The 24719-nt window shown below is 58.6% G+C and carries 17 protein-coding genes and 3 tRNA genes; 11 read left to right on the top strand and 9 right to left on the bottom strand.

Annotated elements, in window-relative coordinates:
- The first annotated feature begins 1 nt into the window (after nucleotide 1).
- Together G536_RS0106615 and G536_RS0106620 are read left to right on the top strand one after the other, a co-directional pair.
- Nucleotides 2–1249, top strand: a complete 1248-nt coding sequence (locus tag G536_RS0106615; RefSeq protein WP_022822799.1) for an efflux RND transporter periplasmic adaptor subunit — start codon at nucleotides 2–4, stop codon at nucleotides 1247–1249.
- Nucleotides 1250–1257: 8 nt separating this feature from the next.
- Nucleotides 1258–2706, top strand: a complete 1449-nt coding sequence (locus tag G536_RS0106620) for a TolC family protein (RefSeq protein ID WP_022822800.1) — start codon at nucleotides 1258–1260, stop codon at nucleotides 2704–2706.
- Nucleotides 2707–2901: 195 nt separating this feature from the next.
- Here the strand turns inward: G536_RS0106620 and G536_RS0106625 are convergent, their stop codons facing one another.
- Together G536_RS0106625 and G536_RS0106630 are read right to left on the bottom strand one after the other, a co-directional pair.
- The gene (locus G536_RS0106625; RefSeq protein ID WP_022822801.1) at nucleotides 2902–3654 is read right to left on the bottom strand and encodes an SDR family NAD(P)-dependent oxidoreductase; all 753 of its coding nucleotides are present in this window, start codon (nucleotides 3652–3654) and stop codon (nucleotides 2902–2904) included.
- Nucleotides 3655–3747: 93 nt separating this feature from the next.
- Nucleotides 3748–4692, bottom strand: a complete 945-nt coding sequence (locus tag G536_RS0106630; RefSeq protein WP_022822802.1) for a helix-turn-helix transcriptional regulator — start codon at nucleotides 4690–4692, stop codon at nucleotides 3748–3750.
- Between the two features lie 419 nt (nucleotides 4693–5111).
- Here G536_RS0106630 and G536_RS0106635 point away from each other — a divergent pair, with 419 nt between their 5' ends.
- The 6 genes from G536_RS0106635 to G536_RS0106660 all read left to right on the top strand — a co-directional run bounded on the left by G536_RS0106635 (nucleotide 5112) and on the right by G536_RS0106660 (nucleotide 12083).
- A complete protein-coding gene (locus G536_RS0106635) occupies nucleotides 5112–5858 on the top strand; it encodes an ABC transporter ATP-binding protein (protein WP_022822803.1) in 747 nt (248 codons plus the stop codon).
- Between the two features lie 50 nt (nucleotides 5859–5908).
- Nucleotides 5909–6499 (top strand): RNA polymerase sigma factor, encoded by a 591-nt coding sequence (locus tag G536_RS26605; protein WP_022822804.1) that lies wholly within the window; start codon nucleotides 5909–5911, stop codon nucleotides 6497–6499.
- Nucleotides 6489–7739: an ABC transporter permease gene (locus G536_RS0106645; RefSeq protein ID WP_022822805.1), complete on the top strand. Its 1251-nt coding sequence runs from the start codon at nucleotides 6489–6491 to the stop codon at nucleotides 7737–7739. Before G536_RS26605 ends, G536_RS0106645 begins: the two co-directional genes overlap by 11 nt.
- A 28-nt stretch (nucleotides 7740–7767) precedes the next feature.
- Complete coding sequence (locus G536_RS0106650; protein WP_022822806.1) at nucleotides 7768–8961, top strand: ABC transporter permease; 1194 nt, start codon at nucleotides 7768–7770, stop codon at nucleotides 8959–8961.
- 193 nt (nucleotides 8962–9154) lie between these two features.
- On the top strand, nucleotides 9155–10537 hold the full coding sequence (locus tag G536_RS0106655; protein WP_022822807.1) for a sigma-54-dependent transcriptional regulator: 1383 nt from the start codon (nucleotides 9155–9157) through the stop codon (nucleotides 10535–10537).
- 247 nt (nucleotides 10538–10784) lie between these two features.
- The gene (locus G536_RS0106660; protein ID WP_022822808.1) at nucleotides 10785–12083 is read left to right on the top strand and encodes a sensor histidine kinase; all 1299 of its coding nucleotides are present in this window, start codon (nucleotides 10785–10787) and stop codon (nucleotides 12081–12083) included.
- A 69-nt stretch (nucleotides 12084–12152) separates the two neighbouring features.
- On the opposite strand, the gene G536_RS26610 is transcribed toward G536_RS0106660, so the two are convergent.
- The 6 genes from G536_RS26610 to G536_RS0106690 form a co-directional block, all read right to left on the bottom strand.
- Complete coding sequence (locus tag G536_RS26610) at nucleotides 12153–13589, bottom strand: toxin-antitoxin system YwqK family antitoxin (protein ID WP_022822809.1); 1437 nt, start codon at nucleotides 13587–13589, stop codon at nucleotides 12153–12155.
- A 187-nt stretch (nucleotides 13590–13776) separates the two neighbouring features.
- On the bottom strand, nucleotides 13777–15246 hold the full coding sequence (locus G536_RS0106670) for a glutamate synthase subunit beta (protein ID WP_022822810.1): 1470 nt from the start codon (nucleotides 15244–15246) through the stop codon (nucleotides 13777–13779).
- Nucleotides 15247–15394: 148 nt separating this feature from the next.
- Nucleotides 15395–19921: a glutamate synthase large subunit gene (gene gltB, locus G536_RS0106675; protein ID WP_022822811.1), complete on the bottom strand. Its 4527-nt coding sequence runs from the start codon at nucleotides 19919–19921 to the stop codon at nucleotides 15395–15397.
- A 253-nt stretch (nucleotides 19922–20174) separates the two neighbouring features.
- Nucleotides 20175–21359, bottom strand: coding sequence for an acetyl-CoA C-acyltransferase (locus G536_RS0106680; RefSeq protein ID WP_022822812.1), 1185 nt, complete (start codon nucleotides 21357–21359; stop codon nucleotides 20175–20177).
- 131 nt (nucleotides 21360–21490) lie between these two features.
- A complete protein-coding gene (locus G536_RS0106685; protein WP_022822813.1) occupies nucleotides 21491–22486 on the bottom strand; it encodes a tetratricopeptide repeat protein in 996 nt (331 codons plus the stop codon).
- Nucleotides 22483–23454: a vWA domain-containing protein gene (locus G536_RS0106690; RefSeq protein ID WP_022822814.1), complete on the bottom strand. Its 972-nt coding sequence runs from the start codon at nucleotides 23452–23454 to the stop codon at nucleotides 22483–22485. The genes G536_RS0106685 and G536_RS0106690 overlap by 4 nt, the downstream gene beginning before the upstream one ends.
- A gap of 201 nt (nucleotides 23455–23655) precedes the next feature.
- On the opposite strand from G536_RS0106690, the gene G536_RS0106695 reads away from it, so the two are divergent.
- From G536_RS0106695 to G536_RS0106705, 3 genes are all read left to right on the top strand, one after another.
- Nucleotides 23656–23743, top strand: a tRNA-Ser gene (locus G536_RS0106695).
- Nucleotides 23744–23817: 74 nt separating this feature from the next.
- Nucleotides 23818–23891, top strand: a tRNA-Pro gene (locus G536_RS0106700).
- A 40-nt stretch (nucleotides 23892–23931) separates the two neighbouring features.
- Nucleotides 23932–24005 (top strand) — tRNA-Arg (locus tag G536_RS0106705).
- Nucleotides 24006–24334: 329 nt separating this feature from the next.
- On the opposite strand, the gene G536_RS0106710 is transcribed toward G536_RS0106705, so the two are convergent.
- Nucleotides 24335–24640 (bottom strand): hypothetical protein, encoded by a 306-nt coding sequence (locus tag G536_RS0106710; RefSeq protein ID WP_022822815.1) that lies wholly within the window; start codon nucleotides 24638–24640, stop codon nucleotides 24335–24337.
- Nucleotides 24641–24719: the final 79 nt, after the last annotated feature.

Genomic DNA, 24719 nt, shown 5'->3' on the forward strand with positions numbered 1-24719 from the left:
AATGGACAGAGCTATTTCAACCTCCACCCAGAACCGCCGCCAGCGCCGCACGTGGCTGCTTGGCGCCGGGGCACTACTGCTACTAGCCGCTTGCTTGTTTGCGTTTCGCAACGTGCTAAAGCCCACGCTGGAACGCAACGCCATCCTGACCGCCAAAGTGGAAACCGGCGATGTAGAAGCGGCCCTGACAGCGGCGGGCGTGGTCATTCCGGCGCATGAGGCGGTGATAACCAGCCCCATCCAAAGCACCATCCGGCAGGTAACGGTAGCGGTGGGTAGCAAGGTACTGCCGGGCCAAACTATCCTGGAACTCGATAAAGAGCAGACCACGTCGGCGCTGGCCAAGCTGCAAGACGAGCAGCAGCAGAACCGCAACAAGAACAGTCAGCTCCAACTCAGTCTAGAAAAAGCCTTGAACGACCTTCGCTCGCAGGAGCAGGTGCAGCTAGTGCGGGTCCGCAGCTTGCAGTCGGCTCTGCGTGATGAGCAGTATTTGCTGAAGATAGGGGGCGGCACCTCGGAGAGTGTGCGCCAGGCCGAGCTGAACCTGAAAATTGCGCAGCTAGAGCTGAAGCGGCTGGGTGAGCAAATCCGTAACCAGCGCGCCGCCAACGGGGCCGATGTGCGAGAGCTGGGCTTCACCATGCAAATTCAGGACCGTAGCATTGCCGAACTGGCCGGTAAGCTGGCGCAAGCCAACATCAGCAGCCAGCAACCCGGCGTGCTGACCTGGGTGAATGAAGACCTAGGCACCACCGTGCAGGCCGGCGACCCACTGGCCCGCGTAGCCGACCTGAGCCGCTTCCGGGTACGGGCCACCATTTCCGATGCTTACGCCGACGCCCTTCACCTCGGCGACCCGGTGGTAATCCGTATCAACGACACCGATTTGCGCGGCACCGTGAGCACCGTAAGCCCCGCCGTCGACAAAGGCGTGGTGACCTTCTACGCCACCCTAGCACAAGACCACCACCCGGCGCTTCGCTCCAACCTGCGGGCCGATGTGTTTGTGGTGACCAAGGCGCATCACAACGTGGTGCGAGTGAAAAACGGGCCGTTCTACCAGGGCGGCAAAGAGCAGCCAGTATTTGTGGTGCAAGGCGGCAAGGTCACGCGGCGTGTGGTGCAGTTCGGCGACAGTAACCTGGATTTCGTGGAAATCATCGGGGGCCTGCGTCCTGGCGAAGAGGTGGTGGTGTCGGATATGAAGGAGCACCTCGAAACGCCCGAACTCACTCTCAACAACTAGCCAAGCCCATGAAACGGATACTTTATTTCCTGCTGTTACTGGCTGGTAGCCCCGTTCTGGCGCAAACCCAACCGGGCAGTCTGACGCTAGACCAAGTAATCGAGCTGGCCCTAACGCAGTCGGCGGTGGCCAAGCAAACCCAAACCAGCCGCGACCAAAGCTACTGGCAGTGGCGCAGCTACCAAGCCGACTACAAGCCGCAACTGGGGCTGCAAGGCGTGGTGCCCGGTTTCAGCCGGGCCGTAACGCCTGTCGTGCAGCCCGACGGTACCACCGACTTCCGGGCCGTGCGCATCAACAACTCTAACCTCTCCCTGACAGCCAGCCAGAACATCGGCCTGACGGGCGGGCAAATATTTATTGCCTCAGAGGTGCAGCGCTTCGACGATTTCAACCGCAGCCTGAAGCGCTACAACAACCAGCCCGTAGCCGTCGGCCTGACGCAGCCGATTGGCCGCTTCAATTCGTTGCGCTGGGCGCGGCGCATTGAGCCGCTGCGCTATCAGGAAAGCCAGCGGCTGTACGCCGAAGAGCGCGAAACCATTGCCCAGCGCATTACGGAGCTGTATTTTGATGTGTTGCAGCAGCAGGTAAACGCCGAGGTAGCCAGCCAGAACGTGCAAGCCAACCAGGAGCTACTGCGCCTCGGCAAAGAGCGGTACCAGCTCGGCCAACTCTCTCAGAGCGACTTGCTGCGGCTGGAACTGAACCTACTCAACGCCCGCCAAGCCATGGCGCAAGGCCAACTGGATGCCCAGAATGCCGCTGTCAGCTTGCAGAGTTACACGGGGGTGCGCCCGCAAACGCTACGCTTAGCCGTGCCGGTGGCGGCTCCGCGGCTGGTGGTGCCAGCGGGGCAGGCCCTGACTGAAGCCCGGCAAAACCGGAGCGTAGTGCTGGCCTTCAGCCGCCGCTTGTTGGAGGCCGAGCGGGTGGTAGCACAAGCCCGTGGTACTACCGGTTTCCAGGCCACGCTTTCGGCCAACTTGGGCTACGTAAATCAGGCGCCCAACCTATGGGATACGTACGCGGCCTTGCAAAACCAACAGCAGGTACAGCTTACTTTTGCGCTGCCGCTCGTAGACTGGGGCCGCCAGAAGGCCATTGTGAAAACCGCCGAACTAACCCGTCGTCAAGTGCAGGTTGATGTCAGCCAGGAGGAGGCCACCTTCGAGCAAACTGTGCAGGTTCAGGCCGGCCAACTGAGCACCTTGGGGGAGCAACTGTCCCTCGCAACCCTAGCCGATTCCCTGGCGCAGCAGCGCTATGCCATTGCCCAGGCTACCTACAAAGTCGGCCGCATCAGCCTCACCGACCTCACTATTGCCTCCGCCGAAAAAGACCAAGCCCGCCGCGCCTACATCCTGGCGTTGCGCGCCGCTTGGGTGGCCCATTACCGCCTGCGCGCCCTCACGCTCTACGATTTCGAGCGCCAAATGCCGCTGGCGGCAAAGTAAGCCGCCTTAACACCACGCGAATAGGATCTATAGCAGTCTAAAAGGCTTTGTAGCTGCTTGCTAGAACACAGTTCCAATCCGCCTTATACCCAGTTCCACTGCTAAAAATAGAAAGCCCGTCGTTGCCGGAATTACCGGCAACGACGGGCTTTTTGTCTGCAATGCAGACGGATAGACTGTTTCCTCGCCCGCGTACTACAGCATCATTCCGCCTGTGGCTTCGAGGCGCTGGCCATTGAGCCACCGGGCGGCATCGGTGCAGAGAAAGGCAACAACGCCCCCGATGTCGTCGGGCTCGGCCACGCGGCCTAGGGCCGTAATCTGGGCCACGTAGGCGCGGATTTCAGGCGTATCCGTCATGGCGCCGCCACCGAATACTGCGCCGGGGGCTACCACATTGGCGGCAATGCCCCGCGGGCCTAGCTCCAGGGCCAGATAGCGCGTGAATACTTCCACGGCTCCTTTCATACTGGCGTAGGCCGAACTTCCTGCGAAAGTAACCCGTGTGGTACCAGAGGAAATGTTGATAATTCGGCCGCCGTCACGGAGTAGCGGCAACGCTTTTTGGGTGAGGAAGTACACGCCCTTGAAATGGATGTTGAGCATTTCGTCGAATTGCGTCTCGGTGGTTTCGGCAATAGGCACGCTTAAACTGGTACCGGCATTGTTGACAAGGAAATCGAACCGGTCGGTGCCGAAGGTATCGGCTAGGGTCGTGGTGACTTGCCCAAAGAAGGCCTCGAACGTGCTGATGTCGGCGGCATCCAGAGCCAGGGCCACAGCCCGGCGCCCCAGGGCTTCGATTTCAGTCACCACGGTGGCGGCTTCAGCCTGCTGGCTGCGGTAGGTCAGGATAACGTCGATGCCTTGTTGAGCCAGTTTGAGGGCCATGTCTTTGCCTAAGCCCCGGCTGCCGCCGGTTACGAGGGCTATTTTGGAGGTGCTCATATGAAGTGCGTTTGTGGTGTTAATTGAACACGACAAAGGTCTCCCGAGTAGCTTCTCGCAATGTTGTACTCGTCAATCCGCTTTTTGTAGAAATCAAACCGGTACGGCTTCCAGCGTCCGGAAGGCGCCGGGGCTCACGGTGGCGTAGCGGCGGAAGAAGTGCGAGAAGTGCGCTACATCCACAAAGCCCAGGCTGTCGGCAATTTCCCAGAGTGTCCATTCCGTTTGGCGCAGCAGCACCTTGGCCTCCTGCGCCAGCCGCCCGCCGATGAGGTCGGTGGTGGTGCGGCCGGTGCTGTCCTTGAGTACCTTATTGAGGTGGTTGACGTGTACGGCCAGGTGGTCGGCAAAGTCTTTGGCCGTGCGTAGCGGCACGCGTTGCTGGGGTGTGGTGAGCGGGAACTGCCGTTCCAGCAACTCTACGAAGCGCGAAGAAAGCCGGGCTGCTGCCGATTGGGCAGGATGCAGCGTGGTGGCGGGCTGCCGTTTCTGGCCCAGATGCAGCAGTTCCAGTACATAGGCCCGTAGTAGGTCGTACTTGTGAGCGTAGTCGGAAGCCAATTCTTCGCGCATCTGGGCGAAAATACTGGCCGCCCGTGCGGCTTCGGCGAGCGTCAGCTGGAATACGGGGTAGCCGTTGGCTTGAAATAGAGGCAACTCGTCGGGAGCAAGGCCGCCGAGAACCGGGAGCAAGAACTCCGCCGTGAAGAGGCAGAAATGCCCCTGTTGCACCTCGGCGGGCCGCCACTGAAACGATACCTTGGGCGACGAAAATACCAGGGCATCGGGCTCAACAGTAATGGTTTGGTCGGCGTATTCAGCGCGGCTGCGGCTGCGTAACAAGCTGATTTTGTAGAACGAGCGGCAAGGATACGACGTGGCCGGCTGTAGCTGAGTGGAATCCCAGAGGTCAGCTAAATCAAACACATTGAAGTGGCCCACTTCCCGCTGAATGCCCTGGGGTAGCAGCGTGCTTAGGTCGTGGCCAGTACAGGGCGCCAACTCTTGGTACAGGGTGCTCAGCGCGGTAGTTGTCATGGCAGCATTGCTTGTAGAATTCAAAGCTTGTGCAACCTGATGGCGGGTGAAAAGTTTGATGGGGCTTACGGTGGCGCTTAGCTAGTTACCACTTGTTTCACCTTAGTATGTCTAAAGCCCAGTCTATAAGTTGAGAGTACCCTACTGGCTAGCAGATTGGAACCAGATTTCACGCTTCTATTTCCTCGTCTGCAACAAAAGCTGAAATGCGTACAGTCGGCCCTTTATTTTCGAACACACTGTCCGTTTTTGGACATGATTTGCAGTTGGTATAAAGCGCGTTTTATGTGTAAATAACTGTATGTCAAATGATTGAAAACATGGCACGGCGCTTGGCTATACTACTACGAACCCAGCGCCGGACTGCTTGAAACCGGACACTTCCTTCGTCATCCTTCCTATACTGACTTTAGTTTCTCATGGAAAACGTCCTCGCTCAAACCACTTCCCGGCCCCAGGCAACTACCGAAACAACTCGCTCAGCCGCCAGCCAGCCTGTTATTCAGCTGCGCGACATCGAGAAGGTGTACCAAACCAAAACCATCGAAACCGTAGCCCTGAACCGCGTGAACCTGACCATCAACAAGGGCGAATTCGTGTCGATCATGGGGCCGTCGGGTTGCGGGAAGTCCACGCTGCTGAGCATTATCGGGTTGCTGGACGAGCCTACCAGCGGCACGATTGAGCTGGACGGCCGGCCCGTGAAGTCGTATTCCGATAAGGAGCTGGCCTCGTTGCGCAACCACAAAATAGGGTTCGTTTTCCAGAGCTACCACCTCATCAACGACCTCTCGGTGCTCGACAACGTGGAACTGCCGTTGCTGTACCGGCCCGGAGTAGGCGGCAAAGAGCGGCGCGAGCGGGCCTACTCCGCCCTGGAAAAAGTAGGGTTGGGTGCCCGCACCAACCACTTCCCTAGCCAGCTTTCCGGCGGCCAGCGCCAGCGCGTAGCCATTGCCCGGGCCCTGGCCGGCCGCCCCGAAATCATTCTGGCCGATGAGCCCACCGGCAACCTCGACTCGGTGATGGGCGAGGAAATTATGGATTTGCTGCTGGGCCTCAACCGGCAGGAGGGAACCACCATTGTGATGGTGACCCACGACGAGCAGCAGGCCCTGAAAACACAGCGCCTGATCCGCTTCTTCGACGGTAGCCAAGTACAGTAAGCCCCACTAAAGTAGGCAGTGCCCAATAGCAGTTCGACATTCTTCCAAGTATGAAAACCCTCCCCCTTCCGCTCTCCGATGCTGCTTTGGTAGCCGCCTGCCGTAAAGGCAACGCCGCCGCGCAGGAGCAGCTTTATAGCCGCTTTGCCCCCAAGATGTTGGCGTTGTGCTTGCGCTACATGCGCCACGAGTTCGACGCCGAAGATGCGTTGGCCCGCGGCTTTATGAAGGTGTTCCGCTGCCTGCATCAGTTCGAAGGCAAGGGCAGCCTGGAAGGGTGGGTGCGCCGCATTATGGTGCACGAATCGTTGAGCATCCTGCGCCGCCGGGAATCCCTCACGCTCAGCATCGAGGACTGCTACACGGGCCACCTGGCCGCCGACCTGCCGGCCGCCGATGTGGAGCTGCAAGCCGCCGATTTGCTCCGGCTGGTGCAGGAGCTGCCAGCCGGCTACCGCGCCGTGTTCAACTTATGCGCGCTGGAAGGCTATTCGCACCCCGAAGTAGCCTCGCTGCTGGGCATTTCGGAGGGTACCAGCAAGTCGCAGCTCAGCAAGGCCCGCGCCGTGCTGCAGCGCCAAGTGGCGGCCTTCAACTCCTCCTATTCTTCGTCTTCCTACGCCCACGCTCATGTTGCTTAGCTACCTCAAAATTGCCTGGAAGGTCTTGCTGCGCCGCAAGTTCTTCACCTTCATCAGCTTGTTCGGCATCAGCTTCACCCTCATGATTTTGCTGGTGGTGTATGCCTTCTACGACCACACGGTGGGCCCGCATACCCCCGAGAAAAAGGTGGCGCGGCTGCTGTTCATCAACCGCGCCACCGTATCCTACAAAGAAGGCGACGGCAGCAACAATGGCACCATCAGCTACAGCTTTCTGGAGCGCTACGTGCGGCCCTTGCGCACCCCTGAGAAGATTTCCATTAGCACGTATTTCGCCTCTACGGCTGCCTACGTGGGCAACCAGAAGCTGGATGTGGACCTGAAATATACCGACGGCCAGTTTTGGCAAGTGCTGGATTTCGACTTCGTAGCCGGCCGTCCCTATACGCTCAGCGAAGTGCAGAGCGGCGCCCACGTAGCCGTTATCAACGAGCGTACCTGCCGAGCGTACTTCGGTACGACTAGCGGCGTGTTGGGCAAGACCATCGAAACTGACCGAATCCGCTACCAGGTGATAGGGGTGGTGAAGGACGTGCCCGGCATGCGCTTCAACTCCTACGCCGACATGTGGGCACCCATCAGCACCAGCACCCAGGACGCCAAAGACCCTAGCTATTTCGGCGACTGTATGGCCATCATCCAGGCGCGCACGCCGGCCGATATGCCCGTCATTCAGGCCGAGTTCAACCGGGTAGTGGACCAGGTGCCCGTACCCGACCCCAAGAAGCACGCAAAAGTGCACGTGTACGCCGGCAACCTGCTGTCCTCCACGGTGCGCTGGTTCAACAACAACAGCAAACCCGACGACGGCGTGGCCGCCCTCATGGGCAAAGTGGCTCTCATGACGTTGCTGTTCATGCTGCTGCCGGCCCTCAACCTCATCAACGTCAACGTAAGCCGCATTCTGGAGCGTTCCTCGGAAATCGGGGTGCGCAAGGCCTTCGGCGCCACCTCGGGTACGCTCATCCGGCAGTTCCTGGTGGAAAACGTGTTCCTGACCTTGCTGGGCGGCGTGCTGGGGTTAGTACTGGCCAGCGTGGTACTGCATATCATTGATAGCAGCGGATTCATTCCTTACACCACGCTCACGCTCAACCCCCGCATTTTCGCGAGCGGGCTGCTGCTGAGTTTGCTGTTCGGGGTGCTGTCGGGTGTGTATCCAGCCTACAAAATGTCGAAGCTTCAGGCCGTACAGGCCCTGAAAGGCGGCCGTAATTAGTTTCTCTCTTCTGCTCTTCCAATCCAATATGATACGCCATCTGTTCACCCTGATCTGGAATCGTAAGCGGGCTAATTTCCTGCTGGTTGCCGAAATATTCTTTGCCTTCGTCGTGCTGTTCGTGCTGGGCAGCCTGTTGGTTGACAACTACCGCAAGTACACCGCCCCGCTGGGCTACACCTACGAGCACGTGTGGCGGGTAGACATGGACCCTAACGGCCAGCCAATCAGCCGGCAGGACGCTACGTTTCAGCGCCTGATTCAGCATCTGAAATCAATGCCCGGCGTGCGCAGTGTGGCGTCCACCCGCTCCAATACGCCTTTCTCGTTCAGCGACAGCAGCACCGACTTCAAGGCCGACAGCAAATCAACCAACAGCGACATTTACAGCGCCGGCGACGACATGCAGGACGTGCTGAGCCTGGAGCTGGCGGAAGGCCGCTGGTTCAACCGGCACGACGAAGTGGCTGCGCATCCACCGCTCGTCATCTCGCAGGAAGCCCGCCAGGCCTTATTTGCTGACGAGCCGGCGGTTGGCAAAATCGTTCGGGCCATGGACGACAAAGAGTTTCAAGTGGTAGGGGTGCTGGCTTCGTCTTACCGCGGCCGGGGCGAATTTCAGGAGCTGGAACCGGCTATTTTTCAGCGTAGCGAAAACTTGGTAGACCCCAAGGATACCACCAACTTCGACCGGCCCCGGCTACTAATTCGGGTGCAACCCACGGCCACCGCCGAACTGGAGCAGCGTATCACCAAGGAAATAGCGGCCGTGACGGGCGGCTGGAAAACCACCGTCACCACCCTGCCCGAGGAGCGGACCACCCGCATGAAGTTTGCGCTGGCGCCCATGGGCGGTATGGTGCTGGTGTGCGGTTTCCTGATTTTCAACGTGGCCCTCGGGCTGTTTGGGGTGCTGTGGTACAACATCAGCCAGCGCCGCGCCGAAATCGGGTTGCGCCGGGCCATTGGTGCCACCAGCAGCCGCATCAGCGCGCAGTTTCTGGGCGAGGTAATGGTGGTTACCACGTTCGGGCTGGCCTTTGGGCTCCTGGTAGCAGCGCAGTTTCCGTTGTTGGGCGTGATGGGCATTCGGCTGCCGGTGTACCTGGCCAGTATGGGCCTCGCCACCGTGCTGATTTACGTGCTGACCGCCATTTGTGCGCTGTATCCAAGCCAGCTGGCTGCCAGCGTCCGGCCAGCAGTGGCGTTGCGGGAGGAGTAGCCAGTTGTTCTGGCGTAGGGGCCTCACCCCTAGCCCCTCTCCGAAAAGGAGAGGGGAACTAGCTCTAGTATTGCTGATAGATTCTAGTTCTAAAAACTAAAACTAGTTCCCCTCTCCTTTTCGGAGAGGGGCTAGGGGTGAGGCCCCTACGCCAGAACAGCCAACCCGCTTACCTTCGTGCTTTCTATTCCCTATGATTCTCATTATTGATGATGATGTGGCGGTGCGCACGTCGCTGGGCTTGCTGCTGAAACAAGCCGGCTACCCCACCAAAAGCGTCGCCACGCCCGAAGACGCTTTGCGCATCGTGCAGGAAACGCCCCCGCGCCTGCTACTGATGGACATGAACTACTCGCTGGACACCTCCGGGCAGGACGGTCTCCGGTTACTCGGCCAAGTGAAGCAAGTAGCCCCGCAGGTACCCGTCATTCTGATTACCGGCTGGGGCTCCATCACGCTGGCCGTAGAGGGCATGAAGGCCGGCGCCGCCGAATTCGTGACCAAGCCCTGGAACAACGACGCGCTGCTCCAAACGGTGCGCACCATTCTCAGCTTGCAGGAGCCAGAGCCGGAAGTTGAAGCCGGTACCCTTACCCGCCGCCAGCTCGATAAGCAATACAACTTCCAAGGCATTGTGGGACAGGATGCGCGCCTGCTGCAAGTGCTGCGCAACGTGGGCCAAGTCGCCGCCACCGATGCCTCGGTGCTGATTGAGGGCGAATCGGGGACGGGTAAGGAGTTGATTGCCGAGGCTGTGCACCACAACAGCCACCGCCGCCGCCAGCCCTTCGTGAAAGTGAACCTAGGCGGCGTGTCCACGTCGTTGTTTGAAAGCGAAATGTTTGGGCACCGGCGCGGCGCCTTCACCGATGCTAAAACTGACCGGGTCGGCCGCTTCGAGTTGGCTAACGGCGGCACCATCTTCCTCGACGAAATCGGGGAGCTGGACCTCGGCAGCCAGGTGAAGCTGCTGCGCGTGCTCCAAGACCGCACCTACGAGGTACTCGGCGACAGTAAGCCCCGCCGCCTCGATATTCGGGTGATTTGCGCCACCAACCGCAACCTGGCCGAAATGGTCCGCCAAGGCCGTTTCCGCGAAGACTTATTCTACCGTATCAACCTGATAACGGTGCGCCTGCCCGCCCTGCGCGAGCGGCCCCAAGACATTCCGCTGCTGGTGCAGCACTTCGTAGACGGCCTGCGCGCCACCTACAACCGCCCCGCCCTGAAAGTGGGCACTCGCGGCCAGCATTGGCTACAAGAGCAACAGTTGCCGGGCAACATCCGGGAGCTGAAAAACCTGGTGGAGCGCGCCGTGCTGGTAAGCGGCAAAGACGAGCTAGGCCCCGAAGACTTCCAGGCGCAGTCGGCTGCTATGCCCGCCCGTCCCGCCGAACCCGGCGAGCTACCCGAGCCCGGCACCATGACCCTCGACGAACTGGAAGCCCAAATGATCCGGCGCACCCTAGAGCACTACAACGGCAACATCAGCCGCGTGGCGAAGGCATTAGGCCTTAGCCGCGGTGCCCTCTACCGCCGCTTAGAGAAGTACGCCATTCCGTTTGATGCGGAGTAGGAGCGAAGCTAAAAAAACTAGAAGTCTAGCTCCCCTCCTTTTTCAAATTCCGCGCATCAAGCGGCGTGGGTGGCCGCAGGCCGGGGTGGTAAAGCCGTCAGGACGACAACTAGCTCTAGTTTTCTAGTCGCAGTCAACTACCCCGGCCTGCGGCCACCCACGCCGCTTGATGCGCGGAATTTGAAAAAGGAGGGGTGCTTTTTGGTTTCTAGCCTTAGATTAGACGCTAATTCACTACCCCGTTTGCATGTCTCTGCGCGTCAAGTTCATTCTGTTTGTGGTCATCATCCATGCCGTGCTCATTGTGCTAGCGGCGCAGGTGGTGCGCACCAACGCGCCGTTGTTTGTGGGCTTGGAAGTGCTGTTGCTAGTGAGTATCATCCTCACGGTGCAGCTCTACAAGGGGTTCGTGCGGCCGTTTCACCTCATTGCGGCGGGCACCGAGGCCATCCGGGCCAAAGACTTCTCCATGAAGTTTGTGCCGGTGGGGCAGCGCGAAATGGACCAGCTGATTGACGTGTACAACCACATGATTGAGGAGCTGCGCAAGGAGCGCATCACCCAACACGAGAAAAGCTACCTGCTGGAAAGCCTGATTCAGGCGTCGCCGGCCGGGGTGCTACTGCTCTCGTTTGATGGCCACATTGAAGGTGTGAACCCCGCCGCCGAACGAATGCTAGGCTTGCCTTCGACGCAGTTGCTGGGCATTAAGCCCCTTGACTTACCCGGCGACTGGGGCCTGACCCTGAGCAACCTCTCGGAGCAGGAACCGCAGGTGGTGCGCCTTTCAGGCATCCAGACGTACCGGGCGCACTGCTCGCACTTCGTGGACCGCGGCTTCACGCGCCATTTTATTGTGCTGGAAGAGTTGACCCAGGACTTGATTCGGCAGGAAAAACAGGCCTACGAGAAGCTGATCCGCATGATGTCGCACGAAATCAACAACTCCATCGGCGCCATCAACTCCATCCTGCAAAGCTTCCACTACTACGCCCCCCAGCTCACCCCCGACGACCAGCCCGACTTCACCGAAGCCCTCGACGTATCCATTGGCCGCAACACGCACCTGGCCAACTTCATTGCCAACTTCGCCAACCTGGTGCGGCTGCCCGCCCCCATGCGCCAGCCCACCGACGTGCATGAACTCCTGCGCACCACCGAACGGCTCCTGCACGTGCAGGCCACCCGCCACCAGATTCAGTGGCACCAAGAACTAGCCCCTGGCCCTTTGTTGGTGGATCTGGATGCGCAGCAACTCGAACAAGCACTGCTCAATATCTGCAAAAACGCCCTCGAAGCCATTGGTGAAAACGGCAACATCTGGGTGCGCACCAGCTCAACTCCGCCGCAGCTCGTCATCGAAAACGACGGCCCCGGCATTGCCTCCGACGTGCAGCGCCGCTTGTTCACACCCTTCTTCAGCACCAAGCGCGACGGTCAAGGCATCGGCCTCACCCTCATCCGCGACATTCTCTTGCAGCACAATTTCACGTTCAGCCTAGCCACCCAGGAAAACGGCCGCACCGCGTTTATTATTCGGTTCTAGCGGAAGGTATAAAGCCCGTCATGCTTCGGCTGCGCCTCTGCATGACGGGCTATTATAACCAAATACTGGCTACTTCTTAACCGGCGGCTTGCGAGCCGGGGTGGGTTTGGTGGCAGGGGCGGCACCTTCGGCTACCACTTGGCCGTTGCGAAAGGTCTTTTTCTCCTTCACGGTCTTGCCATCGGCCTCGAGATACGTCCACACGCCTGATTCCTTGCCGTTGCGGTAGAAGCCGGTTATTTCCGGGGTGCCATCTTCTTGCAGCTGGCGGAAGTTGCCTGTTTTCAGGCCTTTAACGTACGTGGTTTCCGTTTTTAGCTTGCCTGAGGGGTAGAAATCCTGGCCGAGGCCGGTGGGCTTACCGTTCTCGTAGAGCACCTTGCTAAGTACTGTGCCCGTAGGGGAGTAGGCAAGCTTCTCGCCGGCTAGGCGGCCATTTACGTAGGTTTCTTGGCTGGCGGGCTGCTTGCCGCCGGCATGGAACTTGCGCCACATGCCCGTGGGCTGGTTGTTTTTGAACTGCTGTTCTTCACGCACCGTGCCGTCCTCGAAATAGGCGGTTACTTTCCGGTCGCGCGCTTGGTTGGCATACTCGGTTTTCTGCTCCGGCTTGCCCGATTCGTAGAAATCCTCCTGGGTGCCGGTTAGCACGCCTTGGCGGTAGTTCATCTTGCTTTTGAGGGCGCCGCTTTCGTAGTAGGCTTTGGCGGGGCCATCGAGGTTAGAACTGCCGCCGGTTAGGCTGCGGGCCTGCTTGGTAAGGTCGTCGCCGAGAGGGTTCTTCACGGCGCGGCCGGTGAAGTTAGATGCCACGTACGTGCCCTCAGTGCGCAGCTTTCCCGAGCGGTAGTAGCTGCGGTAGCTGCCCTTGCCAGTTTTATCGGCTAGCACCTCGGTTTCCACCTGGCCGTTGTCGTAGTAGGTTTTGTAGGGGCCGGCCAACAGGCCCTTTGCGAAAGTGGCCTCGCTCTGGAGCTGACCGTTTTCGTAATACGTCTTCACGGGGCCGTTGGGCTGCCCGTTTAGGTAGGTGATTTCCGCCTTGGTTTTGCCCGACGGGTACACTTCCCGCACTGCGCCCACCGGTTGGCCGTTGGTGAGCGTCGTTTCCAGCTTTACCTTGCCATCAGGATGGAAATAGCGTAGCGTACCAGTGGGCTGGTCGTTTTCGTAAGTGCCTTCCTGGGCAGGCTTACCGGTGTCGTAGTAGGTTTTGAAGGGCCCCTGGCGCACGCCCTGGTTGTAAGTCACTTCCAGCCGCCGCCCGCCGGTGGGGTGAAACTCCACGTACAGCGAGTCGCGCTTGCCGGCAGCGTAGCGGGTTTGGGCTTCCAGCTTGCCAGAGTAGTAAAAGCGCTTGTACGGGCCCTCCATCACAGTATCGCCCGTCACCACGGCCGAATATATTTCGCGCTTATGGACGTTGGTCGAGTCGAAATAGGTGGTGAAGCGCCGCAGTTTTTGGGCGTGGGCGGCGGTGGAAAGTAGGAGCAGGGCAAGCGTCATTCGTTTCATGACGGCAAGAACGCAGGAAACTGCCGGATAGTGCAAGGGGCCTATAGCATCTATATCAGAACGTCATGCTGAGCGCAGTCGAAGCATCTCGCGTGCTGACGTCAGATTAGTAATCCAACATCAGCACGCGAGATGCTTCGACTGCGCTCAGCATGACGTTCTTCTATACCTCCCTCTTCTAAGCGAACATCGCCTCGGCATCCTTGGTCGGCAAAGCAGTTTTGCCCATCAGGAACTTGTCTACTTGCCGGGCGGCTTCGCGACCTTCGGAAATGGCCCACACCACCAACGACTGCCCGCGGCGCATGTCGCCGGCGGCAAACACCCGCGCTACGCTGGTCTGGTACGACTTTTCGGTGGCTTGCACGTTGCCGCGGCCATCCAAAGCCACGCCAAACTGCTGCAACATGCCCTGCGCCTGCGGATGCAGGAAACCCATGGCCAGGAAGATACGCTGGCACGGCACTTCCCGCTCCGAGCCTTCAATTTCCTGAAACTTCATGGGACGGCCCAATACGTCGGTTTCCCAGGTTACGTCGCTGATGCGCAGGGCACGCAGGTTGCCTTTTTCGTCGGCCAAAAACTCCTTGGTGTTGACGCCCCAGTAACGCTGGCAGCCTTCTTCGTGCGAAGACGTGGTTTTGAGCACCATCGGGTAATTGGGCCACGGCATGTGCGCGGTGCGTTCTTTGGGCGGCTGGGCCAGCAGTTCGAACTGCGTAACTGAGGTGGCTCCCTGCCGGTTGGAGGTGCCCACGCAGTCGGAACCCGTGTCGCCGCCCCCGATTACAATGACGTCTTGGCCGGTTACCACAATGGGCTCCTGTTCCACGGCCCGCTCACTCACGCGCTTGTTTTGCTGCTTCAGGAAGTCCATAGCGAAGTGAATGCCCGATAGCTCTCGGCCCGTCAGCGGCAAGTCGCGCGGGATGGTGGAGCCGCCAGTCAGTACCACGGCGTCGTAGCTGTTCAGCAGCACGTCGGCGGGCATGTCTTTCCCGATTTCGGTGTTGCAACGGAACATTACGCCTTCTTCTTCCAGCAAGCTGATGCGGCGCTCTACCACCCATTTTTCCAGTTTGAAATCCGGAATGCCGTAGCGTAGCAGTCCGCCTGGCATGTCGTCGCGCTCAAATACGGTTACGGAGTGGCCGGCCTTGTTGAGCTGCGCCGCTGCCGCCAAACCAGCCGGTCCCGACCCTACCACGGCCACCGTTTTGCCCGACTTCAGCAGCGGCGCCGACGGCCTAACCAGCCCTTTCTGAAAGGCGGTTTCAATGATGTGCTTCTCGATTTCCTCAATAGCTACCGGTGGCCGGTTGATGCCCAGCACGCAAGCCGATTCGCAGGGGGCCGGACAAATCCGACCCGTGAATTCAGGGAAGTTGTTGGTGGAAATCAGCACGCGGTAAGCTTCTTCCCAGTCCTGGCGGTACACCGCGTCGTTGAACTCCGGGATGATGTTGCCTAGCGGACACCCCGAATGACAAAACGGAACGCCACAGTCCATACATCGGGCGGCCTGGTGGTTGAGCTGCTCGGGTTCGTAGAGGCCCACAAACTCCTGGTAGTTGCTAATGCGCTCCTGTGGGGCCACCTTGGCCGGCAGCTCCCGGTCGAATGTTTTGAATCCAGTGACGTGTCCCATGACGAGTAAAGTGCTATGTGTTAGAGATGTAGAGACGCGATACTCGGCGTCTCATCGTTGCTGACGTTATGTACCTAAAAGCAAGACTAGGCGGGGCTACGTCGAGACGCTATGTTTAGCGTCTCGACGTAGCTAACCGGCCGAACGGCTACTGCGCCGCCACCTTCTGGGCAGCTTGCAAAACCCGCTTGTATTCGATGGGGAATACCTTGATGAACTTGCGGGCTTCAGCAGCCCAGTTATCGAGCAGGAAGCTGGCGCGGCGGCTCTGCGTGAGCTGCACGTGGCGTTGCAGCAGGCCGCGGATAACCACTTCGTCTTCGGCTTCGAGGCCTTCCAAATCCACCATTTCCTGGTTGCAGTTCGCCGGGAATGTGCCTTGTGGGTCGTACACCCAGGCAATGCCGCCGCTCATACCCGCCGCAAAGTTGCGCCCAGTTTCGCCCAGAATCAGGGCCCGGCCGCCGGTCATGTATTCGCAACCATGGTCACCGATACCTTCCACCACGGCCGTAGCCCCGGAGTTACGCACCGCAAACCGTTCCCCAGCCTGCCCACGCACGAACAGCTCGCCGGAGGTGGCGCCGTACAGCGCCACATTGCCGATGATAATGTTCTGGTCGGGTTCGAAGCGGCTTTCCGCGGCCGGGAAAATGGCCAGGCGCGCGCCGGAAAGGCCTTTGCCCACGTAGTCGTTTGCCTCGCCTTCCAAGCGGAACGTCAGGCCGTTGGCGCAGAACGCGCCGAAGCTCTGACCCGCCGAGCCCCGGAAACTGAAGTTGAGCGTATCATTGGGCAGGCCGGGCGCGCCGTACTTCTTGCAGACCTCGTTGGAAAGCAGCGCCCCAATGGTGCGGTCGGTGTTTTGCACTTCGAAGTGGCCGGAAATCGGCGTAGCGTCTTCCAAAGCGGGCTGCGCGGCTTCTAGTAGTTTCCAGTCCAGCACGTTGGTGAGGCCGTGGTCCTGGTCTTCGCTGTGGTAGGCGGTGGTGCCGGCCGCTATGGGAGCCGGATAGAGCATGCCGGTCAGGTCCACGTGGCGAGCCTTCCAGTGCAGCATGTCTTCGCGCATCTTCAGGAACTGCGTCTTGCCTATCATTTCGTGCACTGTCCGGAAGCCCAGTTGCGCCATGATTTCGCGCAGATCTTCGGCCAGGAACTGGAACAGCGCCACAATGTGCTCGGGCTGCCCGCTGAACAGCTTGCGCAGCTCGGGGTCTTGCGTTGCTACGCCTACGGGGCAGGTATTGAGGTGGCACTTGCGCATCATGATGCAGCCGCCCGCTACCAGCGCCGCCGTAGCCACGCCCCATTCCTCAGCGCCCAGCAACGCTGCTACGGCCAAGTCTTTGCCAGTTTTCAACTGCCCATCGGTTTGCAGTACCACGCGGCTGCGCAGGCCGTTGCGCACCAGCGTCTGGTGGGCTTCGGCGAGGCCTAGTTCCCAAGGCAAACCAGCGTGCTTGATGGAGCTAAGCGGTGAAGCGCCCGTACCACCATCATAGCCGGCCACCAGAATCACGTCGGCGTGGGCTTTGGCTACACCAGCCGAGATGGTACCGACGCCGGCCTTGCTCACCAGCTTCACGTTGATGCGGGCGTCGCGGTTGGCGTTTTTCAGGTCGAAAATCAGCTGCGCGAGGTCCTCAATCGAGTAGATGTCGTGGTGGGGTGGGGGCGAAATCAGGCCGACGCCGGGGGTGGCGTGACGCACTTTTGCAATCCACTCGTCCACTTTGTGGCCGGGCAGCTGGCCGCCTTCGCCGGGCTTGGCACCCTGCGCCATCTTGATTTGCAGCTCGTCGGCGTTGGTCAAGTAGTTGGCTGTCACGCCGAACCGGGCGGAGGCAACTTGCTTGATGGCGGAGCGCATGGAGTCGCCATTGGCCATTTTCTCGTAGCGCAGCGGGTCTTCGCCGCCTTCACCGGTGTTGCTCTTGCCCCCAATGCGGTTCATGGCAATTGCCAGCGTGCTGTGCGCCTCGTGTGAAATCGAGCCGAACGACATAGCACCAGTAGCAAACCGCTTCATGATGCCCGCGGCGGGTTCCACTTCTTCCAGCGGCACCGGCTCCCGATGGCGGGCAAACGTGAGCAAGCCACGTAGCGTGAACAGCTTGTCGGCCTGCTCATTGACTTGGGCCGCGTACTGCTGATACGTGGTGTAGTTGTTAGTGCGGGTAGCTAGTTGCAGCAAGTGCACCGTCTGCGGGTTGAAGAGGTGGGCCTCGCCCCGGCGCTTCCACTGGTAGAGGCCACCTTCGGGCAGCAGCGGCACGTCTGCTTTGGCGTCACCGAAACCTTTGAAGTGCTTGTACAGGGTTTCGCGGGCAATTTCATCGAGCCCTAGTCCGCCAATACGCGTCACGGCCCCGGTGAAATACTTGTTTACTACGCTTTGGTTGATACCCAGAATCTCGAATACCTGCGCCCCGTGGTACGACTGCACCGTGGAAATGCCCATCTTCGAGAAGATCTTCAGCAACCCGTCGCACACTGCCTTCAGGTAGTTTTTGGTCAGGGTCGGGTAGCTGAGCTGTGTTTCCATCTTGCCAGCCTCGTGTAGGGTGCGCAAGCTCGCCAGGGCCAAATATGGGTTGATGGCCGTGGCCCCGAAGGCCAGTAGGCAAGCGAAATGATGGACTTCCCACACGTCGCCGGCTTCCACTACCAGCCCAACTTCACCACGCAACCCCTTCTTTACCAGGTGGTGATGTACTGCGGAGGCCGCCAGCAACGACGGAATAGGGGCGTGCTCGGAGTCGATGGCGCGGTCCGACAGAATCAGCACCTCGAACTTGTCGTACACCGCATCTTCGGCGTAGCGGCATAGGCGCTCTAGGCCGTTCTGCAACGAGCCCGACTTCCCATCAGCCTTGAAGTAGGTTTGCAGCGTTTTGGCGTGAAACAGGCCCGTATCAATGCTACGCAGCTTTTCCAGCTCGTGGTTGGTAAGCACGGGTTGCTTCAGTGCCACGCAATGGCAGTGCATCTTGTTCTCATCGAACGTATTACCGTTGTTGCCGATAAACGTGGCCAGGCTCATCACCAGCCGCTCCCGAATTGGGTCGATGGGCGGGTTGGTTACCTGAGCGAAGAACTGCTTGAAGTAGCTGCTTAGGTGCTGGGGCTGGTCGGAGAGTACGGCCAGCGGTACGTCGGTACCCATCGAGCCAATTGGCTCTTTGCCATCCAGCGCCATCGGCTTAATGATGGTTTCCAGGTCTTCGCGGGTGTAGCCGAATACCTGCTGGTACTTGAACACCGAATCGGCGGCCAGATCGGTAAACACCTGCCGAGGCTCTGGTAGCTCCTCAATCCGAATCTTGTAGTTTTCCAGCCACTGCCCATACGGCTGCCGGCCGGCCAGATCGGCTTTGATTTCTTCGTCGGTCAGGATCTGGCCCGCCACGGTGTCCACGAGGAACATTTTGCCGGGCTGTAAGCGGCCTTTCTGCAGTATCGTTTTCTCGGGAATAGCCAGTACGCCGGCTTCCGAAGCCATAATTACGCGGCCGTCGTCGGTGATGACGTAGCGCAGGGGCCGCAGTCCGTTGCGGTCCAGCATGGCGCCAATTATACGGCCATCGGTGAAGGTGAGGGCTGCCGGGCCGTCCCAAGGAGCCATAAACGTAGCGTGGAACTCGTAGAAGGCCTTTTTGAGCGGGTCCATCTGCTCGTTGCCGTCCCAGGCTTCTGGCACCAGCATCATCATGACGTGTGGCAAGGAGCGGCCCGAATGCGTGAGCACCTCAATGATGTTGTCGAGGCAGGCGGAATCCGACTGGCCATCGTCGATGACGGGCAACAGCATTTCCATTTCCTCGGCCGAGAAATACGGCGAAGCGTAGGAGCGGAGGCCCGAGTAAAACCAGTTTAGGTTGCCGGTCAGGGTGTTGATTTCGCCGTTGTGGGCCAGCATACGAAACGGCTGGGCCAGCTTCCAACTTGGGAACGTGTTGGTGGAGAAGCGCGAATGCACCATGCCAAACGCCGATTTCACCCGCTCGTCGCTCAAATCGGGGAAGTAGCCGCGTACTTGCAACGAAGTCAACTGGCCCTTGTACACGATAACGCGGCTGGAAAGCGAGGCAAAGTAGAAGTCCTGGCCTTCATCCTTGAGCGTTTCCTTGGCGGTTTTGGTGATGAGCCGGCGCAAGACAAACAACTTACGCTCGAAATCTTCGCCCGCAGTGATGCCAGCGGGCTTGGCCACAAACACCTGCTCCATGTCCGGCTCGGCAGCCAGCGCCGTAGTACCGATACCCGCCGGATTGACCGGTACCCGGCGGTAGCCCAGCACCCGCAAGCCTAGCTGTTCAGCGGCTTTGTTGATGAGGGTGTGGCAGGCAGCCTTGGCCGCAATCCGCTTGGGCAGAAACGCCATGCCCACGCCGTAGTAGCTGGGTTCGGGCAGGTGGATGTCCAGGGCCAGACATTCTTCCATGAAGAATTCGTGCGGAATCTGGAGCAGAATACCCGCACCATCACCGGAATCGGCGTCGCAGCCGCAGGCGCCGCGGTGCTCCATGTTTTCCAGAATGGTTAAGGCATCCGGAATGGTTTGGTGCGAGCGGCGGCCGTGGATACTGGTGACGAATCCAGTGCCGCAGGAGTCGTGCTCGAACTCGGGGCGGTAGAGGCCCGCTGGTTGGTCAGGAGTGAAGGTGTCCATAGCAAGAAAGAGTGTAGACCCGGGGCGACCAGCCCGGTGGTCGAGGAGAAGCTAATCCAAGAGAGTATTTCAGGAAAACTCCGTTGGACAGAGGTTGTAATATCAAAAAAAAGCTCCGGCCCAAAAAAGGACCGGAGCTTTCCAATTTATTTCTAAGTTCTGCTCTGGAAAACAGAAAACTTGGTTAATGCGCTTTAAAAGGGCTTTTTTATTTAAATAAAAGCAGCGCGCAATATTATTTCTAAAATCTCTCCTACAGCTTTTCTACTACGATGCTGCTGGCGCCACCGCCGCCGTTGCAGATACCGGCCACCCCAATTTTACCGCCTTCGTTGTGCAGTACGTTCACCAGGGTGGTTACAATGCGGGCTCCGGAGGCTCCCAGCGGATGGCCCAACGACACCGCGCCGCCGTACACGTTCACCTTGGTGCCTTCCAGGTTCAGTAGCTTGTTGTTGGCTAACGATACCACCGAAAACGCCTCGTTGATTTCGTAGAAATCCACGTCTTTGGCTTCGAGGCCCGCGTGCTTCAATGCCTTCGGAATAGCTAGGGCTGGCGAAGTCGTAAACCATTCTGGAGCCTGCTCGGCATCGGCAAAACCACGGATACGAGCTAACGGCTTGATGCCTAGCTCGTCGGCTTTTTCGCGGCTCATTAGCAGCACGGCAGCAGCCCCGTCATTGAGGGTGGAGGCATTAGCTGCCGTTACGGTGCCACCGTCCTTCAGGAAGGCCGGCTTGAGGCCCGGAACTTTGGCGAAGTCCACTTTCAGATATTCCTCGTCGTCCTCAATCACCGTCACTTTGCCGCGGCTCTCGATGCTTACGGGTATTATTTCGTCTTTCTTCTTGCCGGCCTTTGCCGCCGCGGCGCTGCGCGTGTACGACTCAATAGCAAACGCATCCTGCTGCTCGCGGGTAAAGCCCATTTCCTTGGCTGTGTTTTCGGCCGCGTTACCCATGGCGTAGTCGTGATACGGGTCCCAGAGGCCGTCACGCATCAGGCCATCAATCATCTGGCTATGCCCGTACTTTGCCCCGAAACGGGCTTTGTCGAGGTAATACGGCACATTGCTCATGCTTTCCATGCCGCCGGCCAGCACCACCTCGGCCTGCCCCAGCATGATAGCCTGGGCTGCGAACATAATAGCCTTGGTGCCCGAAGCGCATACTTTATTCACGGTGGTGCACTCTACGGTGTCGGGCAAGCCGGCTTTCTTGGCAGCCTGCCGGGCCGGGGCCTGGCCCAAGTTGGCTGAAATAACGTTTCCCATAATCACCTGGTCCACTTCCTCGGGAGCTACACCGGCTTTGTCCAGCGCGCCTTTCAAGGCAATGGCTCCCAGTTCTGTGGCCGACAACGAGGCTAAGCTGCCGCCAAACGAGCCAATGGGAGTACGAACGGCAGCAACGATTACTACTTCTTTAATTTGCATAAAGCGGGGGTGGGAATTTGTGGAATTTGTGTGACAAAGGTAACAAGTACAGCGGTGAACTAGCTGTGTGGTCAGGCTGAGCACATACGCCATACAATGTACAGTGACGCCAGGGCTAGTGCCCAGTTACGCTACCAAGTTGGCTTACCGGATGTTGGCTTGCGGGTGCTTTTGCGCGGTAGCTGCTGCAAGTACTGCTGCTCAGCGGCATCCAGCGCCTGTAGCAACTGCTTAGCCTGCCCGGTGCTGAGGTTTATCTGCTGCAAACGGGCTCGTTGGGTCTGCATCTGAGCTTCGTCTAGAGTGGCCGCTTCGGTACCGGCCTGTTTGCTGACCCCGGCGCCAGCTTCAACGCCAGTTTCATCGTTGCTCAACCCGCGCGTAGTGCCCGGTTCCGAGCCCTGCGCCATGCTGCGTTCCGGCCCTTGACCCGGTTGCAAGCTTCCGTTAGCTGTACCACCCGGCGCCCCCGAGGAGCGGTTCGGGTCGCGCTGTCCGCTCGGGTCGGGTCGGGTTTGAGGTGGGCTCTGTGAATTATCGGGCTGCTTGTCGTCATTCAGCTCGTCTTGCTTGTCTTGGCCGGGGCGGGGGGTAGGCTGGCTGGTGGGGTCCTGCTGCTCGTTCTTGTTCTTTTCTGGTGTTGGCGGCGCGCCAGCCGGTACTGGCGGTGGTACACGCGGGTCATCGTGCCGTCGCCGTAAATAGTCGCTAATTAGTTCGTAGTCGTAGCGGGCCACAGAATTTGTTGGATTGGCAATCAACGCCTGTTTCAGTAGGCGTAGGGCTTGTGCATATTCTCCTTTGCTCGCGGCCAATACGGCCAGCTGCTGCTGGGCTACACTGCGCATTTGTGGTTGCCGGCTAGTCAGTAGCCGGCCATAGGCGGTGCGGGCGGTACCTGGCTGGCCAGCCCGCGCGCTGGCGTGCCCCCAATTCAGTAGCACTGCCTCGTCGGAGGCGCCCAGCTTTTCGACGGCCTCCTTATAATAGGTAGCCGCCACCAAGTAGTTGCCACGCTGATAAGCGTTCTGCGCTTTTCTAATTGCCTCGTTGCGGTCATGGATGCCACTCAGGCCGTGCCAGCTACTCCAGAATGTCAGGAAAATAAATAAGAAGCCCGTTTTCATGGTTTGATTACGCGTACCGTGATGATGATATCAAACACCAATAGCGCCAAGGCCAGCGCCAGTGGATACCGGTAGCGGTTATCGGCCACCGACACCGAGCGGACTTGCTCGGTTTGCCCTTCCAGGCGGTTTAGCGCATTCACCAGCAATGCAAACTCGTCGCGCCGCTCCGATAACTCGAAATACTGCCCGCCGGTTTGCTCGGCCAGCCGCTGGAGTGGCGCAGGTGTAAGGCGGGTTACGGCGTCGCGGCCCCGGGCGTCGCGCACGTAGCCACCCTTGGACTTCGGCAAGCGGCTGCCCTCCAAAGTGCCAACTCCCAGCGCAAACAGCCGCACTCCCGACCGAGCCAGCACCCGTAAAGTAGGCTCCAGATTCTCGCCAAAGTCTTCTCCGTCGCTCACTACCACCAGCGCCGTGGCGCGGGGCGTAGCTGTAGGCTGTAGCTTAGCCAGCCGATCCAAGGCTATTTCCAGCGGGGGCGCAAAGTCGGTGGCACCCGCTGGAAGCAAACTGGTTTGCAGCGTGCTCAGGAAAAGCTGGAGTGCGCCTTGGTCGTAAGTAAGCGGGCATTGTACATATGCGTCGGCCCCAAATACAATAAGCCCAATTCGGTCGGCCTGAAAGCGGCTGATAAGTGTGGCTAGTTCAGCTTTGGCTTTTTGCAGCCGAGTTGGGGCCACATCAGGAGCATCCATCGACCGTGAGACATCTACCAGAAGCCACACGTCCTTACCCGTAGTCCGGACGGCCTGCTGAGTTACGCCGTATGCCGGCCCAAGCAAAGCCACGCCCAGCAAGCCAAAGTATAACAGTCGCAAGGCTAGCTTCCAGCTCAGCCGCCAGCCCCGTTGGCCCAGCGGGGCGGCTAATCGGCGGGTCCGCAGAGCGAATCCGATGTAGAGTACTAAAAAAAAAATCAGTGCTAATATCTCCGGCCAGGCCACCGGATAAGCCCAGTTTAGCATAAGGTCAGGAAAGGCAACGGAATGAAAATCATATAGAAGCGAGCTTGGTAGCTGTCGACAGGCAACAAATATACGGTCTGGCCCGGCGGTAGTATAGAGCCTCTGGCTAGCTGCTAATCAAGAAAATTTTTATTGAAAAGCGGTTGTATGTAGAATTGGCTTGTATATTTGCACACTCTTCAGCCGGAAGGGAGTAGAAAAAGAGAGATGGGTGAGTGGCTTAAACCAGTAGTTTGCTAAACTGCCGTAGCTCTAAAGGTTACCGGGGGTTCGAATCCCCCTCTCTCTACTTTTTCACTTTATTGGCTTCAATGTTGAAAGTTGCTGTATAGCATGTAGCCTTCAATAGTTGAAATTTGTTTTCGGGGTGTAGCGTAGCCCGGTATCGCGCCTGCTTTGGGAGCAGGAGGCCGCAAGTTCGAATCTTGCCACCCCGACACAAGTACCCCAGCCGCTGGGCCGGAGCCCATGGCTTCAGACCCCGTAGCTCAGCTGGATAGAGCAGCTGCCTTCTAAGCAGCCGGTCATGTGTTCGAATCACATCGGGGCCACTCTCAGAATCAACCACTTAGCGTAATTGCTAAGTGGTTTTTTTATGCCCGGTTCATACATGGGTTGTATAACTAAGTTGTTGATCTGCTATGCTCGATATTTCGTGTTATTGATTCACCAACCTAGCATGTTGCTAGCTTGCCTTCGCCTAGCAACATACTAATCAATTGGCGGGACCTTTTAAAAGCGTTGGTGAGGTGTTGCTATTTTCAATTGACACTACTTGCGAGGCATCTCCAATGTTCCTGCATACGCCTGCCGATTAGCAGAGCACAATTTTACTTGCAAGCTTTAGAGCTGAATATGCCGATTCGGTGTTGCAACTCTTTTACTGTAGCGTTTGGGCGAAGCTACGAATGCTTTCATCAGTTAGTGCACTTGCTTCTGTATGTTTAATGTAGTCAACCGTTTGGGTGAGTTGGTTAAGTTGGGTTTCCCGCTCAGCCAATGTTGAAGGAGCTACGATAGGAAAAGGCAGAGTCGGAATGCTCAGCCCATCAACTGAGGTCGAAGTGAGATTGTAAAGCAATGTGCTTTGGATAAGTTTGCTTTCCTCATCGTCGAGCTGCTGGTTCATGTAGTCAACTACGATACTGAAATCGCGCAGAATTTCTTGCTTTTCAAGTTCCGTCATAAGAAAAAGTTTGGTTTGTTGACAACCTACTAATTATTAAAAGGAATTAGCTGAAAAAATGAACTTCAACCGGTTTTTA

It is taken from the genome of Hymenobacter norwichensis DSM 15439, from assembly GCF_000420705.1.
GTDB classification, from domain to species: domain Bacteria; phylum Bacteroidota; class Bacteroidia; order Cytophagales; family Hymenobacteraceae; genus Hymenobacter; species Hymenobacter norwichensis.

Coding starts and splice junctions, on each gene's coding strand:
- G536_RS0106615 (WP_022822799.1), top strand. CDS start 2: ATGGACAGAGCTATTTCAACCTCCACCCAGAACCGCCGCCAGCGCCGC.
- G536_RS0106620 (WP_022822800.1), top strand. CDS start 1,258: ATGAAACGGATACTTTATTTCCTGCTGTTACTGGCTGGTAGCCCCGTT.
- G536_RS0106625 (WP_022822801.1), bottom strand. CDS start 3,654: ATGAGCACCTCCAAAATAGCCCTCGTAACCGGCGGCAGCCGGGGCTTA.
- G536_RS0106630 (WP_022822802.1), bottom strand. CDS start 4,692: ATGACAACTACCGCGCTGAGCACCCTGTACCAAGAGTTGGCGCCCTGT.
- G536_RS0106635 (WP_022822803.1), top strand. CDS start 5,112: ATGGAAAACGTCCTCGCTCAAACCACTTCCCGGCCCCAGGCAACTACC.
- G536_RS26605 (WP_022822804.1), top strand. CDS start 5,909: ATGAAAACCCTCCCCCTTCCGCTCTCCGATGCTGCTTTGGTAGCCGCC.
- G536_RS0106645 (WP_022822805.1), top strand. CDS start 6,489: ATGTTGCTTAGCTACCTCAAAATTGCCTGGAAGGTCTTGCTGCGCCGC.
- G536_RS0106650 (WP_022822806.1), top strand. CDS start 7,768: ATGATACGCCATCTGTTCACCCTGATCTGGAATCGTAAGCGGGCTAAT.
- G536_RS0106655 (WP_022822807.1), top strand. CDS start 9,155: ATGATTCTCATTATTGATGATGATGTGGCGGTGCGCACGTCGCTGGGC.
- G536_RS0106660 (WP_022822808.1), top strand. CDS start 10,785: ATGTCTCTGCGCGTCAAGTTCATTCTGTTTGTGGTCATCATCCATGCC.
- G536_RS26610 (WP_022822809.1), bottom strand. CDS start 13,589: ATGACGCTTGCCCTGCTCCTACTTTCCACCGCCGCCCACGCCCAAAAA.
- G536_RS0106670 (WP_022822810.1), bottom strand. CDS start 15,246: ATGGGACACGTCACTGGATTCAAAACATTCGACCGGGAGCTGCCGGCC.
- gltB (WP_022822811.1), bottom strand. CDS start 19,921: ATGGACACCTTCACTCCTGACCAACCAGCGGGCCTCTACCGCCCCGAG.
- G536_RS0106680 (WP_022822812.1), bottom strand. CDS start 21,359: ATGCAAATTAAAGAAGTAGTAATCGTTGCTGCCGTTCGTACTCCCATT.
- G536_RS0106685 (WP_022822813.1), bottom strand. CDS start 22,486: ATGAAAACGGGCTTCTTATTTATTTTCCTGACATTCTGGAGTAGCTGG.
- G536_RS0106690 (WP_022822814.1), bottom strand. CDS start 23,454: ATGCTAAACTGGGCTTATCCGGTGGCCTGGCCGGAGATATTAGCACTG.
- G536_RS0106710 (WP_022822815.1), bottom strand. CDS start 24,640: ATGACGGAACTTGAAAAGCAAGAAATTCTGCGCGATTTCAGTATCGTA.